16 protein-coding genes are annotated in these 17,442 nt (G+C 68.6%); 7 read left to right on the top strand and 9 right to left on the bottom strand.

All coding sequences use genetic code 11. The features are described 5' to 3' along the window. Positions 1-55: 55 nt before the first annotated feature. Positions 56-2,053: an APC family permease gene (locus tag OG943_RS09530; protein ID WP_328609346.1), complete on the top strand. Its 1,998-nt coding sequence runs from the start codon at positions 56-58 to the stop codon at positions 2,051-2,053. Between the two features lie 71 nt (positions 2,054-2,124). Continuing rightward, positions 2,125-2,343, top strand: a complete 219-nt coding sequence (locus OG943_RS09535; RefSeq protein WP_328609347.1) for a cold-shock protein — start codon at positions 2,125-2,127, stop codon at positions 2,341-2,343. A gap of 11 nt (positions 2,344-2,354) precedes the next feature. Here the strand turns inward: OG943_RS09535 and OG943_RS09540 are convergent, their stop codons facing one another. Next, a complete protein-coding gene (locus tag OG943_RS09540; protein WP_328609348.1) occupies positions 2,355-4,907 on the bottom strand; it encodes a sensor histidine kinase in 2,553 nt (850 codons plus the stop codon). Between the two features lie 133 nt (positions 4,908-5,040). On the opposite strand from OG943_RS09540, the gene OG943_RS09545 reads away from it, so the two are divergent. After that, complete coding sequence (locus tag OG943_RS09545) at positions 5,041-5,913, top strand: magnesium and cobalt transport protein CorA (protein ID WP_442874703.1); 873 nt, start codon at positions 5,041-5,043, stop codon at positions 5,911-5,913. A 7-nt stretch (positions 5,914-5,920) separates the two neighbouring features. On the opposite strand, the gene add is transcribed toward OG943_RS09545, so the two are convergent. From add to OG943_RS09560, 3 genes are all read right to left on the bottom strand, one after another. Then, positions 5,921-6,901 (bottom strand): adenosine deaminase, encoded by a 981-nt coding sequence (gene add, locus OG943_RS09550; RefSeq protein WP_328609349.1) that lies wholly within the window; start codon positions 6,899-6,901, stop codon positions 5,921-5,923. 44 nt (positions 6,902-6,945) lie between these two features. Beyond that, positions 6,946-7,506, bottom strand: coding sequence for a TetR/AcrR family transcriptional regulator (locus OG943_RS09555; protein WP_328609350.1), 561 nt, complete (start codon positions 7,504-7,506; stop codon positions 6,946-6,948). A gap of 82 nt (positions 7,507-7,588) precedes the next feature. Beyond that, entirely contained in the window at positions 7,589-8,509 is a 921-nt protein-coding gene (locus tag OG943_RS09560) for a TIGR03564 family F420-dependent LLM class oxidoreductase (protein ID WP_328609351.1), read from the bottom strand. A 152-nt stretch (positions 8,510-8,661) separates the two neighbouring features. On the opposite strand from OG943_RS09560, the gene OG943_RS09565 reads away from it, so the two are divergent. Then, positions 8,662-9,237 carry a TetR/AcrR family transcriptional regulator gene (locus tag OG943_RS09565; RefSeq protein ID WP_328609352.1) on the top strand — a complete coding sequence of 192 codons (576 nt, stop codon included), beginning with the start codon at positions 8,662-8,664 and terminating at the stop codon, positions 9,235-9,237. A gap of 27 nt (positions 9,238-9,264) precedes the next feature. Here the strand turns inward: OG943_RS09565 and OG943_RS09570 are convergent, their stop codons facing one another. Beyond that, the gene (locus OG943_RS09570) at positions 9,265-10,182 is read right to left on the bottom strand and encodes an NAD-dependent epimerase/dehydratase family protein (protein ID WP_328609353.1); all 918 of its coding nucleotides are present in this window, start codon (positions 10,180-10,182) and stop codon (positions 9,265-9,267) included. A 97-nt stretch (positions 10,183-10,279) separates the two neighbouring features. Here OG943_RS09570 and OG943_RS09575 point away from each other — a divergent pair, with 97 nt between their 5' ends. After that, entirely contained in the window at positions 10,280-11,233 is a 954-nt protein-coding gene (locus tag OG943_RS09575; protein WP_328609354.1) for a GlxA family transcriptional regulator, read from the top strand. A gap of 20 nt (positions 11,234-11,253) precedes the next feature. Here the strand turns inward: OG943_RS09575 and OG943_RS09580 are convergent, their stop codons facing one another. The 3 genes from OG943_RS09580 to OG943_RS09590 form a co-directional block, all read right to left on the bottom strand. Next, entirely contained in the window at positions 11,254-12,501 is a 1,248-nt protein-coding gene (locus OG943_RS09580) for a lipase family protein (RefSeq protein ID WP_328609355.1), read from the bottom strand. Positions 12,502-12,855: 354 nt separating this feature from the next. Further along, positions 12,856-14,247, bottom strand: a complete 1,392-nt coding sequence (locus tag OG943_RS09585; RefSeq protein ID WP_328609356.1) for a DUF4041 domain-containing protein — start codon at positions 14,245-14,247, stop codon at positions 12,856-12,858. After that, the gene (locus OG943_RS09590; RefSeq protein ID WP_328609357.1) at positions 14,240-15,508 is read right to left on the bottom strand and encodes a hypothetical protein; all 1,269 of its coding nucleotides are present in this window, start codon (positions 15,506-15,508) and stop codon (positions 14,240-14,242) included. The genes OG943_RS09585 and OG943_RS09590 overlap by 8 nt, the downstream gene beginning before the upstream one ends. Before the next feature lie 360 nt (positions 15,509-15,868). Here OG943_RS09590 and OG943_RS09595 point away from each other — a divergent pair, with 360 nt between their 5' ends. Together OG943_RS09595 and OG943_RS09600 are read left to right on the top strand one after the other, a co-directional pair. Further along, positions 15,869-16,216, top strand: a complete 348-nt coding sequence (locus OG943_RS09595; protein ID WP_328609358.1) for a hypothetical protein — start codon at positions 15,869-15,871, stop codon at positions 16,214-16,216. Then, positions 16,213-17,046: a hypothetical protein gene (locus tag OG943_RS09600; protein WP_328609359.1), complete on the top strand. Its 834-nt coding sequence runs from the start codon at positions 16,213-16,215 to the stop codon at positions 17,044-17,046. The genes OG943_RS09595 and OG943_RS09600 overlap by 4 nt, the downstream gene beginning before the upstream one ends. 218 nt (positions 17,047-17,264) lie before the next feature. On the opposite strand, the gene OG943_RS09605 is transcribed toward OG943_RS09600, so the two are convergent. Then, a complete protein-coding gene (locus OG943_RS09605; RefSeq protein ID WP_328609360.1) occupies positions 17,265-17,387 on the bottom strand; it encodes a hypothetical protein in 123 nt (40 codons plus the stop codon). Positions 17,388-17,442: the final 55 nt, after the last annotated feature.

Below are 17,442 nucleotides of genomic sequence, written 5' to 3' on the forward strand. Positions count from 1 at the left end.
GATCCTGACGAAATGCCTACGCGGGCCCACCCGGCCGCCGGGCACGCTCCGGGGCGTGCCGGCACCCACCTCCTGGATCAAGCGGCTGGTCCTCGGCCGGCCCTTCCGCAGCGACACCCTCGGCGAGACCCTGCTCCCGAAGCGTCTCGCGCTGCCCATTTTCGCCAGTGACCCGCTCTCGTCCGTGGCGTACGCGACGCAGGAGATCCTGCTGATCCTCAGCCTCGGCGGACTGGCGTTCCTGCACCTGGCCCCGTGGATCGGGCTGGCGGTGGTGGTGCTGCTGACCGTGGTGGTGCTGTCGTACCGGCAAGTGGTGCGCGCCTATCCCAGCGGCGGCGGGTCCTACGAGGTCGCGTCACGCAATCTCGGCAGCGGCGCCGGGCTGGTCGTGGCCGGCGCGCTGATGGTCGACTACATCATGACCGTCGCGGTGTCGGTCGCGGCCGGAGTGGACAACATCATCTCCGCGGTGCCCACGCTCAACGGCTACCGCGTCGCCATCGACATCGGGTTCATCGTCGTGCTGATGGCGATGAACCTGCGCGGCATCCGCGAATCCGGCCGGACCTTCGCCATCCCGACCTACCTGTTCATCACCGGGGTGATGATCATGATCGCGCTCGGCATCGGCCGGGCCGTGGCCGGCGACGCACCGGTCGCCGAAAGCGCCGGCTACGGCATCCGCCCCGAGCAGGCCGGCCTGACCGGCGTCGCGCTGGTGTTCCTGCTGCTGCGGTCGTTTTCCTCCGGCTGCACGGCGCTGACCGGGGTGGAGGCCATCTCCAACGGCGTCCCGGCGTTCCGCAAGCCCAAGAGCCTCAACGCCGCTCGCACGATGACGGCGATGGGCACCCTCGCCATCGTCATGTTCGTCGGGATCACCGTGCTGGCGCTGATCACGCACGTGCGGATCGCGGAGAACACGTGCGACCTGATCGGTTTCGCCGGCGACTGCACGACTGATCCGCAGCGCACCGTGATCAGCCAGATCGCCGCCGCGGTGTTCGGCGGGGACCACGCGGTGATGTTCTACTTCCTGCAGGCCATGACCGCGCTGATCCTGATCCTGGCCGCGAACACCGCGTTCAACGGTTTCCCTTTGCTGGCCTCGATTCTGGCCCAGGACCGGTTCCTGCCCCGGCAGCTGCGCACCCGCGGCGACCGGCTCGCGTTCTCCAACGGCATCGTCGCGCTCTCGGTCGCGGCCGCGGTGCTGATCTTCGCGTTCGACGGGTCCACCACCCGGCTCATCCAGCTCTACATCCTGGGGGTGTTCACCTCGTTCACGTTGTGCCAGGCCGGGATGGTCCGGCACTGGAACCGCGAACTCGCCACCGCGACCAGCGCCGCGCAGCGCCTCGGCATCCAGCGTTCCCGGCTGATCAACGCGCTCGGCGCCGTGCTCACCGCGGTCGTGCTGGTCGTCGTCCTGATCACCAAGTTCACCCACGGCGCGTACCTGGTCGTCATCGCCATTCCCGCGTTGTACGGCCTGATGCGGGGCATCCACCGGCACTACAGCCACGTCCGCGAGGAGCTGCTGGCCGACGACGAGAGCGAGCTGCTGCCCAGCCGGGTCCACGCCGTGGTGCTGATCTCGACCCTGCACAAGCCCAGCCAGCGCGCCATCGCGTTCGCCCGCGCCTCCCGGCCCGACACGTTGACCGCGATCACCGTCAACGTCGACGATGACGACACCCGCTCCCTGCAGCTGCAGTGGGAGCGACGCGACATGAAGGTCCCGCTGAAGGTGGTCGAATCGCCGTACCGGGAAATCACCCGGCCGGTCGTGGCCTACGTCAAGAACCTTCGCCGGGCCAGCCCCCGCGACGTCGTCTGCGTCTACATCCCCGAGTACGTCGTCGGCCGCTGGTGGGAAAACCTGCTGCACAACCAGAGTTCCCTGCGGCTCAAGGGCCGGCTGCTGTTCGAGCCCGGCATCATGGTCGTCAGCGTCCCCTGGCAGCTGCGGTCCACGTACCACCGGGACCTGCAGCGGGTCCGGCCCGCGCCAGGCGACATCCGCCGGGGCATCACTCCGAAGCGGTGACGGCCGGCGGGGCCCGATCCCGGACGGGGAACTCGGTTGCCGTGGTCAGGTCCGCGCCCCATCCTGGTGAAATGGCGAATGGCACGGTGAAGTTCTTCAAGCCCGAAAAGGGCTGGGGCGCGATCTCCTCCCCGGATCTGCCCGACGGCTGTGACGCCTGGGTGCACTACAGCTCGATCGAGGCGGACGGATTCCGCGCGCTGGCGGCCGGGGACCGGGTCGAGTTCGACTACGAGCAGGCCCAGCAGGACAGTTTCCGGTTCCGTACCACCCGCGTCCGCAAGCTCTGACGGCCGGCCCGTCAGGTTCCGGTTCCGCGGGCCGGTAGGGAGATCACCACGGTGAGCCCGCCGCCCGGGGTGTCCTCCGCGTGGATGGTGCCGCCCATCGCCTCGGTGAAGCCCTTCGCCACGGACAGCCCGAGGCCGACGCCGGGTGCGCCGCCGAGCCGGTGGAAGGGTTTGAAGATCGACTCGGTGGCGCCCTTGGGCAGGCCGGGCCCGTGGTCCACGACGCGCAGCTCGACCTGCCCGGCGTAGGCGCTCGCCCGGAGCGCCATGATCGGCTCGTCCGGGCCGACCCGGCCGTCCCCGTCGACGTCGACGGTCCGGCGCGGGTAAAGCCGGCCGTGCCGGACGGCGTTGTCGGCGACGTTGAGCACGACCCGTTCCAGCATGCCCGCGTCCGCGCTCACCAGGGGCAGATCGTCGTCCATCGAGGTCGTCACCCGTTCCGTGGTGTCCACATGGGACAGCGCTCGGGTGACGACCTCGTGGACGTGGACGGGTTCGAGCCGCGGCTCGACGTCGCCGTTGGTGAGCTGCGCGGAGTCCAGCAGGTTGTGCACCACCTGGGTGAGCCGCTCGACGCCGTCCCGTGCCAGTGCCAGCTGCCGGTCCGTGTCCTCTTCGGACAGCCGGACCGCGGGTTCGGCGAGGTGGTCCAGCGCGCCGCTGACCACGGCCACCGGCGCCCGCAGGCCGTGCCCGGCGGCGGAGAGCAGGGTGCCCCGCAGCTCGGTCCGCTCGGCATGCCGTTCCGACGCCGCGGCCTTGGCCGCCATCCGCTGCTGCCGCAGAGCCAGCAATGCCTGCCCGGCGGCGGCTTCCAGCACCAAGCGGTCGGCGGCGGGCAGCGCGCGGCCGCGCAGGGCCAGGTGCACGTCCGCGGTCACGGGGACGTCCACGTCGGCGTCGTCGGGCTCGTCACACGGGCTCTCGCCGACGCAGTCCACCCGCTGCCACCCGTCCTCGTCTTTCTCCAGCAACGCGATCGAGGTCAGCCCGAAGTTCTCGGCCATCTTCTCCAGCAGCCGGTGCAACGGGGCGGGGCCGGTCAGGACCGTGCGCGCGTAGGAGGCGAGCAGGGCCGCTTCGGTTCGCGCTTGCGCGGCTTGGGTGGATCGCCGGGCGGCGCGGTCCACTACCACCGCGACGATGACCGCGAGCACCACCATGGTGATCAGGGCGAGCAGGTTGTCCGGCTCGCCGATCACGAGCGAGTGCAGCGGCGGCACGAAGAAGAAGTCCAGCAGCAGCACGCTCAGCAGCGAGGAGAGCAGGGCGGGGCGCAATCCGCCGACCAGGGCGACGACCACCAGCATCAGGAAGTGGTCCAGCACGTCGGTGGTGAAGGTCAGCTGGTCGGTCCAGAACACGCCGGCCAGCGTGGCCAGCGCGGGCAACAGGACCGCGAGCGCCCAGCCGACGATCTGCCGGCTGGGTTTGAGCGGGCTGGGGGAGAGTTTCGCGCCCAGCCGGCCGCCGGATTCGTCGTGGGTGACCATGTGCACGTCGATCGGCCCCGACTGCTGGACCACGCTCGACCCGATGCCCTCGTCGAGCAGCCGGGCGAATCGGGAGCGCCGCGACGTGCCCAGCACCAGCTGGGTCGCGTTGGCACCCCGGGCGAAGTCGAGCAGCGCGGTCGGTACGTCGTCGCCGACCACGGTGTGGAAGGTGGCCCCGACGTCGGCGGCGAGTTTGCGCAGCCGGGGGACTTCCTGCGGGCCCACTCCGGCCAGGCCGTCGCCGCGCAGGATGTGCAGCACCAGCAGTTCCGCGCCGGCGCGGGCGGCGATCCTGGTGGCGCGGCGGATCAGGGTCTCGCTCTCCTGCCCGCCGGTGATCGCGACGACCACCCGTTCCCGGGCTTCCCAGGTGTCGGTGATCTCCTTCTCCGCGCGGTAGCGCTGCAGCGCGACGTCGACCTGGTCGGCCACCCACAGCAGTGCCAGTTCCCGCAGCGCGGTCAGGTTGCCGGGCCGGAAGTAGTTGCCCAGTGCGGCGGTGATCTTGTGCGCGGCGTAGATGTTGCCGTGGGCGAGACGCCGGCGCAGCGCTTCCGGGGTGATGTCGACGAGTTCGGTCTGCTCGGCCCGGCGCACCACCTCGTCGGGCACGGTTTCCTGCTGGCGCACGCCGGTGATCCGCTCGACGACGTCGTTGAGGCTCTCCAGGTGCTGCACGTTCACCGTCGAGAGCACGTCGATTCCGGCAGCGAGCAGTTCTTCCACGTCCTGCCAGCGTTTCGCGTTGCGCGAGCCCGGCACGTTGGTGTGCGCGAGTTCGTCGACCACGACGACCTCGGGCTTGCGCGCGAGGATGGCGTCGACGTCCATCTCGGTGAACTGACCCCCGCGATGCTCCAGTTCCTTGCGGGGCAAGACTTCCAGCCCGTCGAGCAGCCGCTCGGTCTTGGCCCGGCTGTGGGTCTCCACGAGGCCGACGAGCACCTCGGTGCCCCGTTCGGCCCGGCGGTGCGCCTCGCCGAGCATCGCGAAAGTCTTGCCCACACCCGGCGCGGCACCGAGGTAGATCCGCAGTTCGCCGCGTCGGCGCTGGTAGCTCACCACGTCAGTCTGCCTTGCCGGGTAAGTGTTTCTCCAGCAGCTCCGGCCGGGCAGCGGACCGGTGCGGCGTCCGTGGAAAAGCCGTCAAGAAACGTGCCGTGGGCGTAGGGAACTCGTAGTGATTGCTCAAGGTGTTTTGGCGGGTGCCGTGTACGTCGAGGGCCGGCGGGTGGCGGGCTCGTGGACGCCGGAAGAGGCCAAAGTGGAGGCCGCGCGCCGGCGCGGGTTCGTCTGGATCGGCTTGTTCGAGCCCGACGCGATCGTGCTGGAGGGGATCGCTCGCACATACGGCCTGCACGAGCTGGCCGCCGACGACGCGGCGCAGGCCTATCAGCGGCCCAGGCTGGAGCGGCACGCCGACACGATGTTCATGGTCTTCAAGACCGTCAGCCACGTGGCGCACGAGTCTCCGACCACGGCCAACGAGATCGTCGAGACCGGTGAGATCATGGCGTTCCTCGGTACCGGCTTCATCATCACGGTCCGCCATCGCGACCACTCCAAGCTCGGCTCGCTGCGCGCCGCGCTCGAGGCCGCTCCCGATCGGCTGGCGCTGGGGCCGGCCGCGGTGCTGCACGCCGTGGCCGACCACGTCGTCGACGACTACCTGGACGCGACGGAAGCGTTCGAGCGCGACATCGACGAGGTCGAGGCGCTGGTGTTCACGCCACGAAGCCAGGTCGGCTCCGAGCTGATGTACCTGATGAAACGCGAGATCGTGGAGCTGCGCCGCTCGGTCACCCCGCTCGCGGCCCCACTGCGTGTCCTCGTCCGCGAGGACAGCCACCTGATCCCGTCGCGGGTCCGGTCCTACTTCCGCGACGTCGAGGGCCACCTCGAGGAGGTGGCCGAACGCATCGTCGGCTTCGACGAGATCCTCAGCTCGCTGCTGGGTGCGACCACGGCCAAGATCTCCCTCCAGCAGAACCACGACGTCCGCAAGATCAACTCGTGGGCGGCGATCGTCGCGGTGCCCACCATGGTGGCCGGGGTTTACGGCTGGCTCTGAGCAGGCCTCAGCCCCCGAGGGTCCGGAGCGCGGCGGCGACGTCGCTTTCCGGCGCGAAAGAACCGGTGAAACTGTTGCGGGCCAAGCGGATCAGCCGGTCCTCGCCGAGACCGAGCGCGGCGTAGTTCTCGTTGACGTAACCGTCGAAGTAGGCCGGGTCGTCGGAGTTGACGGTGACCAGGACGCCGGCGTCCAGCAGACGGGCGAGGGGGTAGGCGGCCAGATCGGGAGCCACGCCGAGGCGGAGGTTCGACAGCGGGCACATCGTCAGCGGGACCTGCTCGTCGGCCAGCCGGGCGACCAGATCGGAGTCGTCGGTGACGGTGAAGCCGTGGTCGATGCGCTCGACCCGGCAGACGTCGAGGGCCTCCCGGAGGTAGGCGGCGGGGCCTTCCTCGCCCGCGTGGCAGGTGGTGCGGTAGCCCTGCGCGCGGGCGGCGGTGAAGTAGCGGGCGAACTTCGACGGCGGGTTGCCGCGCTCGGCGCTGCCCAGGCCGGCGCCCAGGATCTGTTCGCGCCAAGGCCGGACCAGGTCGAGCAGTTCGAGCGCGTCGGCCTCGCTGCGGTGGCGGTGGGCGCTGATCAGGAGGGCGCCGTCGATGCCCCAGGCTTCGCGGGCCTCGGCGATGGCGTCGAAGATGCCGCCGAGCTGGTCGTCGAGCGGGACTCCGGCGTCGAGGAAGTTCTGGGGCCCGAAGAACATCTCCGCGCGTCGGACGCCCTGCGCAGCGGCGCGGCCCAGGTAGGCCGTGGTGAGTTCGTGAAAGTCCTCGCGGCGGCGAAGCACCTTGCAGCCCTCGAAGTACACCGCGAGGAAGTTCTCGAGCCCGGTGAACGAGTAGGCGGCCCGTAGCTCGTGCTCGTCGCGCCAGGGGATCGGGATGGCGTTGCGGCGGGCGAAGCGGATCAGGTCGCCGGGCTCGAGCGTGCCTTCGAGGTGGACGTGCAGCTCGGCCTTGGGCAGGCCGTCGGCGAAGGACGCGGTCATCAAATCTCCCTAGAAGTGAACTGATCGATTCACTTCTGCGGAGACTACTCCCGTCCGAGCAGAGCCGCGACGGCCCGGTCGTGCGCCGCGTCGACGGCCGCCCGCGGCTCGCCGCCGATCAGCAGCATCTGCAGCCCGCGCCACAGCGCGACGACCGCGATCGCGGTGCCGCGCGGCTCGTCGACGGCCCCGTCCAGCGCCGCCGCGACGGTGTCCGTCCACTCGTCCCGGGTCCGGTCGAGGAAGTCGCGGTACCGGTCCGGGTCGTCCGCCGCCAGGCCGAAGCGGGTGAAGAACAGCCGCAGGTGCGTGAGCCGGCCCGGATCGGAGATGTGCCGCCAGGCGGCGCCGACGCGCTCGGCCGGGCTGCCGCCGGAGCGCAGCAGCTGGCCGAGCCGGGTGGTCAGCGCGGTGCCGTCGAGGATCTCGTCGACCACGGCGCCGAGGATGCCGTCCAGTGAGCCGAAGTGGTAGAGCAGCATGCGGTTGTTCGACCCGACGCCGCGGGCGAGCTCGCTCAGGGACAGGTCCACCACGCCGCGCGTGAGGACGTAGTCGCGCGCCCGCACCAGCAGCCGCGCGCGCTCGGCTGGACCGCTCGCCACGCCTGAAACCTTAAAGGACGCCGTGTTCCGGCGCCGGGCACCAGGCCGCTGCCGCCGGTGGCGCGGATCCGGCAGTCGCGGTTCACGGGTTTGGCCGGCGGGAGGTCATGCCCGCGAGGACGGTCGTGGTGCGGTCTTGTTCCTCGGCCGTGCCGTACGGGGCGGCCATGAACTCCGTCACCCCGGCGTCGCGAAGCCGGTCGAGCCGGCGCGCGACTTTGTCTTCGTCGCCCGCGATGACGAGGTCGCCGGGGCCGGTCATGCCTTCGCGATCGAGCATCGCCCGGTATTCGGGTACCTGCCCGGCGAGGGCGAACTGGCCGGCGACGCGGGCGCGGACGGCGGCTTCGTCGTCGGTCACGCAGATCAGCAGGCCGGCGACGACCCGGGGAGCGGGCCGGCCTGCGGCCGCGGCCGCGTTGGTGATCGAGGGAACGATGTGGCCGGCCAGCGTTTTCGGGCCGGTCATCCAGGTGACGGTGCCCTCGGCGAGTTCTCCGGCGAGGCGCAGCATTGCCGGGCCGAGGGCGGCGAGGAGCACCGGCGGTGGCGTGGCCCCGGGTACGTGAGCCGCGCCGACGGCGGTGATCGTGTCCCCGTGGTGGTCCACGGTTTCCCCGCGCAGCAGGGGTTTCAGCACCGTGAGGTATTCGCGCATCCGGTGCACCGGCCGGTCGCCGGGCAGGCCGAACGCCGTTTCGACCATGGTGGCGATGCCGGCGCCGATGCCCAGGGTGAGCCGGTTTCCGGTGGCGGCTTGAACGCTCAGTGCCTGGCCGGCCAGTACGAGCGGGTGCCGTTGCGGGACGGGGAGCACCGCCGTGCCGAGCCCGATGCCCGGGATCGCGCCGGCCGCGGTGAGCAGGACGAGCGGGTCCCAGCCGAAGGCCTGGCTGGCCCACGCCGAGCTGAACCCGGCGTCGGCCGCGGTGCGGATCTGGCTGGTGATCTCCGCGGCACTGGCGGGCCCTCGTACGTCACCCACGGCGATGGCGATGTCCATGCGGTTTCCTTTTCCAGTCGAGGTCCGCGAGTGCGCGCCATTCGCGGGGAGGCGGTGGTGCCGGCCATCTAAGTGGGGTGGCACCCCGATTCCGTGCGCTACGATACGGAGGGGTACCCCACTTGGCAAGTTCCCGTGGTGAGGAGGTTCCGGTGGTGAAGCCGATGCGCGCCGACGCGCGCCGCAACTACGACCGGCTGGTGGCCGTCGCGGGTGCCGTCGTCGCCGAACAGGGTGCGGAGGCGTCACTGGAGGAGATCGCGCGACGGGCGGGTGTCGGCTCCGCGACACTGCACCGGCATTTTCCCGGCCGGTACGCGTTGCTGGAGGCGGTGTTCCGGGAGCGGGTGGAAACCCTCTGCGCGCGGGCGGACGGCCTGCTGGACGACCCCGCGCCGGGCGACGCGCTGGTCACCTGGCTGCGTGCGGTGGTCGCGCACGCGGCCGCGAACCGCGGCCTGGGTGCCTCACTGCTGATGGGGGCGCGTAGTGCCGAGCTGGGTTCCTCGTGTCACGCGAGGATTCTCGACGCGGGCGCGAGATTGCTGGCCCGCGCCCAGCGTGAACACGAGGTCTGGCCCGAGGTCGCGATCGCCGACCTGCTGCGCGTCGTGAACGCCATCTCCCTGGCGACCGAACAGGAACCCGGCGGTGCGGACCACGCGGACCGGTTGCTGTCCCTCGTCGTTCGCGGCGTGCGGGTTCCCGATCCGCCGGGCCGGAAATGACTACAGGGCGCCGTTGTCTATAAAGGACTATCTGGTTGGCTGGGTGTTTTCCAGGAGGATCTCGTCCAGTGGGGTCGGTTTGAGGTCGAAGGTGTGTTCGGTCAGGGAGGAGTCGAGGATGAACGGCCGCCGGAACTGGTACTGCATTTCGGGCAGTTCCCGGATCATCGGTGAGGTGAGGCCGGCTGTCTTCAGCAGCCAGGCGGGCAGGGAACGCAGCTTCGGGACGGGTGCCGCGGCCAGGCTCGCGAGCCGGGTTGCCAGTTCCCGCACGGAAACCGCCTGGTTCGTCGGCACATGCCAGACCTGGCCCCAGGCCCGTTCGTCCCGGCTCACCGCGACGAGCGCGCGGGCGGCGTCGCCGGTCGCGGTCCAGCTGTGTGGCAGGTCGAGGGCCGCGGGCACCATCGCCTGTTTGCCTGCCAGCACTTTCGGTGCGGCTGTCAGCGTGAACACCGACTGGGCGCCGTTGCCGATGAAGTCGCTGGCCCGCACTTCGGTGACCCGCACCCGGCCCGCGCGGTGCGCGTCGAGCGCGTCTTCCCACATCTCGGCCCGGATTCTGCCCTTCGCGCTGGAGGGCGCCAGGGGCATGTCCTCGGTCATCGGCCGGTCCACCGGCCCGTACGCGTAGATGTTGCCGAGCATCACGTACCCGGCCCCGGTCGCTTCCGCGGTTGTCAGCAGGGACTTCGCCAGCGGCGGGAACTCTTTCCGCCAGCGGTGGTAGGGCGGCGCGGCACAGTTGAACAGCGTGTCCGCGCCGCTGGTCAGCTCGATCAGCCGGCCGGCGTCGGCGGCGTCGGCCGTGACCCGCTCGATCCGCGGATGCTCCGGCCCGCTGCCGCTGCGGGTGACCAGGCGGACCTCGTGGCCGGACTCGGCCAGCAGCGTGGCGGTCGCGATGCCGGTTCCCCCGGCGCCGATCACGACGGACAAAGGCATGTATTCCTCCAGTTTCGCGGTTCGAGGAGGTTCACTCTGGGCCAGATCGGCCCGGCGGCACAGTGGCCTGAATGCCAGATAGGCGTAGGATCCGGCCATGCATCAGATCGCCGTCGTGGCGGTGCCTCCGGTGGGCACTTTCGAGCTGGCCATCCCCGACCTGATCTTCAGCGGTGTGGAGGTGGCCGGTCGCCCCGCCTACGAGGTGTCCACCTGCACGGGCGAGCCGGGCCGGGTCACCAGTACCGGCGGGCTGGACGTGTTCGTGCCGCACGGGCTGGAGCGCGCCGACACGGCCGACACGGTCATCGTCACCGGCACTGGCGCCCGCGACCACGCGGACCCCGCCACGGTGGCGGCCCTGCGCCGGGCGGCGGCGCGGGGAGCGCGGATCGCGTCCATCTGCACGGGCGCCTTCGTGCTCGCCCACGCCGGCCTGCTCGACGGCCGCCGGGCCACCACCCACTGGCGCTACGCCACCGAGCTCGGTGAGCGCTTCCCGTCCATCACCCCGCAACCGGACGTGTTGTTCGTCCAGGACGGCGGCATCGTGACCTCCGCGGGGCTGGCCGCGGGAATCGACCTGTGCCTGCACCTGGTCCGCGCCGACCACGGTGCCGTGGCCGCCAACACCGTGGCGCGCCTCGCGGTCGTGGCCCCGGTGCGCCCCGGCGGCCAGGCCCAGTTCATCAGCGCCCCGCTGCCCGCGGAGAACGGGACGACACTGGCCGACACCCGGGCCTGGGTGCTGCGCCGGCTGGCCGAACCGCTGACCCTGGCCGACCTCGCCACGCACGCGCGAGTGAGCGTCCGGACCCTCACCCGCCGCTTCCGCACCGAAACCGGCGAAAGCCCACTGCAATGGCTACTGCACCAACGGATCGAGCGGGCCCGCGAACTACTGGAGGCGACAGACCTGCCGTTGGCGCAAGTAGCCCACCTCAGCGGCATCGGCAGCATCGAATCATTACGCCAGCACGTCATCCGCCGAACCGGGCTCACCCCCAGCGCCTACCGCACGTCCTTCACCCACCGACGCAACACCGCGTAAACCGGATGAACGGCAGCGGGTCAGAGGCTGCCGCAGTTGCTCGCGGTGGGCTTTCCGGCGAACCGGTCGGCGAGCCAGCTCGCGGCGGTGCCGGAGGCGGTGCTCATGCCGAGGAGGTGGGAGAAGAACGGCAGGATCGACACGATGTCCTTGAACTGGACGTCCGCGCCCTCGGCGCACCAGTCCTTGGCCAGCTGCTTGCCGGTGGCGTACGGGATCACGTCATCGGCGGTCGAGTGTTCGACGATGACCGGGAACGAGGGCTTGACGGTGCCGAGCTTGTTCGCCGCGACGATGCTGCGGAACGGTTCCTGGTCGAGGTAGGCGGCGACCGGGCGGCCGTCCTTGGTCAGGGCGCTGGTGTTCTTGCCCGCGAACTTGAGGACCGCGTCCAGGGTGCAGGTCTGGCGGGCTTCGAGGAACAGCTGTGCCCCGGTCGGGTTGGCCAGGTCGAGGATGCCGGAATCGGGGTACGCGGTCTGGATGCCGATGAGGGCGAAGGCAAGGAATCCGGCATAGGTACTGCCGTCGAGGGTTTTGGCCAGTACCGCCTTGTCCGCCGGGGCGGCGCCGGCATACGCGCCCTTGATGTGCAGCTCGGGCGCGTACGTCGCCGCGAGCTCCGCGGCCGACGCGGACGCGCCGCCGCCCTCGGAATACCCGGCGATACCCAGCGGCCCGTCCGGTGCCAGGCCGGTGCCGGGCAGCCGCTGCGCGGCGCGGAGCACGTCGAGCACGGCGTGCGCCTCGGGAGCGCGCATGACGTACGGGTGATCACCCGGCGTGCCCAGTCCTTGGTAGTCGGTTTCCGCTACCGCGAAACCCTGACCGAGCAGGGCGTCGATGAACGAGTTCTGGAAGCCCGAGACGAGGTCACTCCCTTCGCCCGCCATGGTCTTCGACGTCGCGCACTGGTCGCCCATCCCGGCGGTGAACGGGGCGTAGGCCACGATCGGGCGTGGTCCCGGTCCGGTCCAGGCCTTGGCGGGCACCACCACAGTGCCGGTGATCGGGGTCGCCTGGTTCCGCTGGTCCCGGCTGAGGTACATGATCCGGGTCGAGGTGGCGTTGCTGTACTTCGAGGGCTGCGACTTGACGATGTCCCCGTTGCCGCCGGCCGGCAACGGGGACGGCGGCGTGTAGAAGTCGTCAGAGGCCGCGGCGGGAGTGGCCAAGCCCAGAGCGACCACCGTGGCCGCCGCGGACAGGGTGACTGTCATCGCGCCGGCGAGACCACGGCGGCAATACGAGCGGGAGAACAAGCGCATGACTGGCTCCACAGTGAGTAGAAACGCTGACCTGGCACCGATGCTCGAGAAAGTTCGCGACTGGCGAAGAGCGCCGTCCGCCGACGGTAAGGCCCGGCGTTACATCGCGGCAAGCTTGAATCCCCGGCTCGGCTGTAGTTGTCACCATCGTCCGCCGAGCCTGCCGGGAAATTGTCATCAGGACGCGACCGGTGACCGGACGGGGGAACCGCGCCGCCGGCCGCCGAAGACGGCATCACCGGGATCGACACGCGTGCCGCTCTTGATGAACCCGGTGTGCTGGTGGTGCTCAGTCGCCGCGACGGGCCTGACCTGTCCTATGTGGACAATTACGGGGGTCCCGGCCGATCTGATTCATCGGCTCTGGTTCGAATCAGGCCACGCCGAGCGGCTCTGGAAATACTGCGACGCCTCCGGTGTATCGTTGAACTCGAGGATATTACCGAGCTTCTCCGCCAGGACGGCGCGGATCTCCCACGGCGTGATGAAGAAGAACTCCCGGCGGAGGTTGACCCAGTTCAGCCGACGGTCGGCGAACATCTTGTGCAACTCGTTCTCGAGCGCGACCGCGTCTTCTGAAAAATGCAAAAGGTGAGTGTCGAAGGGGAACGGAACCGAGGCGTCACCGAGCTCCAGAATCCGGTCCCGAGGTTCGAGGCGCCGGGTCATCCCGATCTTCACGACGTTCTCTCCGAAGGCGCCGATGTTGCTGATGACGTACACGTACCCCGCTCGGATGTTGGCGATGCGGTAGTCGTTCTGCTCTATCGCTTCCTCGATGGCAGAAAGGCGTTTACGCAGCTCACCGGACTCGTCCTGCTTTCCTTGCTCCACGAGTTTCGCCAGTGCGTTGGCGTAGTGACCGCGTTCCTTCTGCAGCCGCTCACGTTCGGCCTGCAGTTCCACCTCGGCACGTTTCTCTTCACGCAGCCGCTCGCGTTCGGCCCTGGCCGCTTCGCGTTCCTCCTGCACCTTGATCTGGTAGTCGCCGGTCAGCTCGATCTCGCTGAGTCGGAGGAGGTGATAATCGGGTGCGACGCGCATTTCCATCATCTTGCCGAGCTTTGCGATCGACTCGGCCGATCGGTCGAGACGTTGCTTCGCCGAGGCCACCGTACCGGCGCGAACCGATCGGACGCAGTTGTCGGCCTCCGCGTTATACGCCCGCAGCATCAACTTCGAGAAGTCGCCGGTCATCTTCCGGCCCTGCGCCAGTGAGTTGTTGTAGGCGAACCGTTCGGCTGCGAGGATCGCGGTGCCGTTCTTGACGAAGTCCTTCACTCCCTGGCGGATCTCGACCAATGCTTCCTTGTACTGCTCGGCGGTCTCCAGCGGGTGGTGGTACTCGTAGATCCCGACCTGCTGAAGCAGGACCGCGTCGTCGAGTTCGACGAGCTCGAGTCTTGCCTGTCTGATCTGTTCGCGGACGGCCTGCAGGTCCCGTTGGGCCGAAGCGCTATGTTCCAGCTGCTGGTCGACGTCTCGCGGCGCATCGTCGCGGCCGGGCGCGGGTGGTGTTGGGGTCGGAAGACCTTCCGCCGGCGGGTCCACGGCGTCGTGCTGCCCCCGCTCGCCCGGCGCGTCGGCGACCCAGAACTGCCAGTCCTGGGGCGCGGGCGGCCAGGACGGATGCGGTTGCCACCCCGCCGGCGGCACCCAGCCGGGCTCCGGAGGCGGCCACCCCGGCGGCGCGACGAAGCGAAGCCCGCTCACCGCGCTGCCCCGCCGGCGAAGGAGGTCATCCACGAACACCCTTCTTGTCGTCGATCGGGGTCAGCCGGTGCGGAGACTTCGATACGACGGCACGAAGGTGCTTCAATGTTTCGGACGGAGTGATCCGGGACAGGTCGATGTCCAGGAAGTCCTCACGGCTCACCGCCAGCGCGACGAGCCGGACGAACACATCCTTGCCCACGGCGGGATCGACGTGGTTGGCTCCGCCGACCAGCGAGATGCTGTCGATCTTGCCCTCGCGGTCCGACTCCCACACCTCGTGAACGGTTCGCAACGTCATGTTGTTGATCAAGCCGGCGTACCTCGTCGTGAGGTCCTTCTGGGCCAGCTTGGTCTCCAGGACCTCGTCGGTGGCGCGGGCGTACCGGAAAGACTTGGTCGATGGGATCACGTCAGGCGGCGGCAACACCAATGTAATGGACAGTTCGCGCAGGTCCGGACTGTACGAGAAGTCGACATCACTGTGGGCGGCGATCACGTCCGGGTAGATCGAGTTGCCGAACACGATGGCGATGTACTCTTCGACCGCTTCGGGCTTGTTGTCCGCCAGCCGGTTGATCAGATCATCGAGGCGTTCGTTCTCCGCGTCGACGACCTGCCGGCGTTCGTCGCACTCGGCGTCGTACTGCCTTCGATCACTGGCAAGCCGTCGTAGCCGCTCGTTCTCCGTGGCCTGATGCTGTTCTGCGGCGGCCAGTTGCTGGTACGGAATTTGTGCGATCACCGCTCTCCAGGCCGCATGTGCTTGTTCGAACTGGGCTTGGCTGGCAGTGGTCGCCGCGGCGTGCTTCTTCTTGGCGAAGACTGCCGAGATGCCGGTCGGAGGCGCCGGGGGCTGGAAGTAGGGCTCCGGAGGCGCGGCGATCGGCGCAGGCGGAGGTGACGCCATCAGGTACGCCGACTGAAACGGTGGATGCTGGGGAATGCGGCGAAGCTTTTCGAGGTCGACGTAGTCGTCGATAGCCAGCGTCGACTCGAGCACGCTGTCGATGGCCACAAGCTCTTCCTGCAGGTTCGCGTTCAGCGACTCGACCTTTGACTGCTGAGCTTCGATGTGGAGGCGCTTGGCCTCACGCTCCGCTTGTACCACCGCCTGCGCGTCCGCACGCGCCATGCGCTCGCGCGCGACTGCAGCGGCGGCTTGAGCGCGATGCATCTCCTTTTCGAGCCGTACCCGTTCCCGTTCGGCGGCCGCGGCTTGTCGCGCCCTCTCCTGCTGGGTCTTGGCCGCCTGATACTGCATCTCGGCGAAAAACCCCCGGCGACGACCCATCGATGTTCCTCCGACCTCAACGATCCCAGTGCTACTGGGTATCGCTGAGGCGCACGAGATGTTTCACTCCGAGATCAAATCGTCGCGAGAAAAGTTCGCTCTCGGTCAAGGTTCAGCCAGACGGGAAAGCTGAGACGTTTATCGTTAGCAAATCGTTGCGACCGCTGGCCTTGACGGGGATGTCAGCGCGCCCGGTGCCGGTCGTTTTGTGCCTGCCTCGAGTGTCCACGGGGCTGCCTTCGAGGGCAACTGCCCGGCCGGCGAGGTCGCTAGCGTGGTGATTCAGTGCCGTCCGGCCGGCTGAGGGGAGTGGCAGGAATCGGCATCGGCAGACGCAGTCACGTACTACTTGGAGTCCGTATGGCAGCTTCGTCGAAGGAACTCAAGAGCCAGGTGATCGCCTATTTGGTCGAACAGCTGAAATCCGGCTCGTCGATCAAGGCCGAATCGGAGAATGCTGAGCCTTCCGCCGGGAAGCAACGGTCGGCGCCGTCGGGCGGACTGGCGTGGCTCCAAGCCGAAAGTCCGATGATGTGGAAAGTCGTCACCCTGTGCCAGAGCGAAGAAGGCGTGCGCCAGTTCGTCTTGGAGGTGCTCGGGCCCGACCTCGAAGAGATCAAGAAGGAGATCGAAGAGCTGCGGAGCGGTCTTCCGCCGGAAAAGGGTGGAGAGCCTTCGGATTCCAGGGATGAAGGGGTGCGGGTATGACAGGCTCGGTAGATGTTTCGGCGCTGGCCGACGGCGATGGCGGCGAGGTATCCGAAGGGTCAAGGGGCCCGCTGGCTGATCAGGGATCCGCCGACGAGGTGGTCGAAGGGTCGGATGAGGCAGTCGAAGTTGCACCCCTGTCGGCTGGGGATCGAATTATCCGTGAAAATCAAAGGCAGAGCGACATCGGCACGGCCAAGCGTCGGCTGGACGACAACGAGCACCGGGCGGGGGAGAAGGAGAAGGAGTTAAGGGAGGCGAAAGCGAAACTCGAAGAAATGGGTCTTGACGAAAAAGGAAAGATACCGCGGCCGCCGGGTGGAGGGGATGTCGAGGCGCAAGATCCGGGTGCTGATCCCTGGGTTGTGTATATCTGGCAATACTGCACCAAGGAGGAAGGGGAGGCGCTGCGTACCACTGCGTTGGCGGCGGGGCTGGGTGTTATTTCGTCGGCGTACCTGCTGGCGCAGCAAGTTGAGGCATTCATTGCCGCGAGGTCGAGCGAGGATGCGGCAGAACATCGGATCTTGGCTGGTGACGCGCCCGGCGCCAACTCTTCACACGATACGCAGCTGATGAACGACGAGCTGGGCGACTCGGCCAGTCAGAGTCGTCTCAGTGCGATGTTCGCGCCTTTGGCAACGATTGTTCTCGGGTTGGGGTCGTTGGGCGCGGCCTTGAACAAGTACTACAGTGTGCGGCTGGCAATACTCGCCCGCATCAAGGAGTTTGCCAAGAAATACGAGGACGGTTCGGCTGAATTGAATGGATTCAGGCAGAAGATGGATGAGCTGAATCAGGAATTGGACAGGCTGGGCGCGAACCGCTGAGCTTTTCGCTTGAGCAGGACGACGGCATCGCCCGGCCTGGGCGCCGACCCGCGCGGCATCCGCCCCGGAGTCCGCCGTGCGGACCTGCTGTGCCGACAAGAGGCGCTGCACGGTGTTCGCCGCCGGTAGCCACGAACCCTGGTCGCGGCCGTCCGGGCCCTCGATAGATGCGGCAATGATACCCAGCGATTGCCCGGATCGTCGTAGAGTTCATGGGCTCAGGTCGCCGGGACCTGATTACCGCTCGAACGTGGGGAAACGCCCACCGGATCGTCGATGAAGGTGTTCAGTATGGTGATGTCGCAGCGCGCCTCGACGACCATCTGCGACAGCGCGATCAAGTCGTCGTGACAACCATTCCGGTTGACGAATCCCGGGTAGTGGTTCCAGCGCCGA

This window comes from Amycolatopsis sp. NBC_00345 (assembly GCF_036116635.1).
Lineage (GTDB): Bacteria > Actinomycetota > Actinomycetes > Mycobacteriales > Pseudonocardiaceae > Amycolatopsis.

Excerpts from the sequence above, each read along its gene's own strand:
- OG943_RS09560 (WP_328609351.1), bottom strand. The coding sequence starts at position 8,509 with ATGGACATCGCCATCGCCGTGGGTGACGTACGAGGGCCCGCCAGTGCC.
- OG943_RS09595 (WP_328609358.1), top strand. The coding sequence starts at position 15,869 with ATGGCAGCTTCGTCGAAGGAACTCAAGAGCCAGGTGATCGCCTATTTG.
- add (WP_328609349.1), bottom strand. The coding sequence starts at position 6,901 with ATGACCGCGTCCTTCGCCGACGGCCTGCCCAAGGCCGAGCTGCACGTC.
- OG943_RS09535 (WP_328609347.1), top strand. The coding sequence starts at position 2,125 with ATGGCGAATGGCACGGTGAAGTTCTTCAAGCCCGAAAAGGGCTGGGGC.
- OG943_RS09570 (WP_328609353.1), bottom strand. The coding sequence starts at position 10,182 with ATGCCTTTGTCCGTCGTGATCGGCGCCGGGGGAACCGGCATCGCGACC.
- OG943_RS09600 (WP_328609359.1), top strand. The coding sequence starts at position 16,213 with ATGACAGGCTCGGTAGATGTTTCGGCGCTGGCCGACGGCGATGGCGGC.
- OG943_RS09580 (WP_328609355.1), bottom strand. The coding sequence starts at position 12,501 with ATGCGCTTGTTCTCCCGCTCGTATTGCCGCCGTGGTCTCGCCGGCGCG.
- OG943_RS09590 (WP_328609357.1), bottom strand. The coding sequence starts at position 15,508 with ATGGGTCGTCGCCGGGGGTTTTTCGCCGAGATGCAGTATCAGGCGGCC.
- OG943_RS09575 (WP_328609354.1), top strand. The coding sequence starts at position 10,280 with ATGCATCAGATCGCCGTCGTGGCGGTGCCTCCGGTGGGCACTTTCGAG.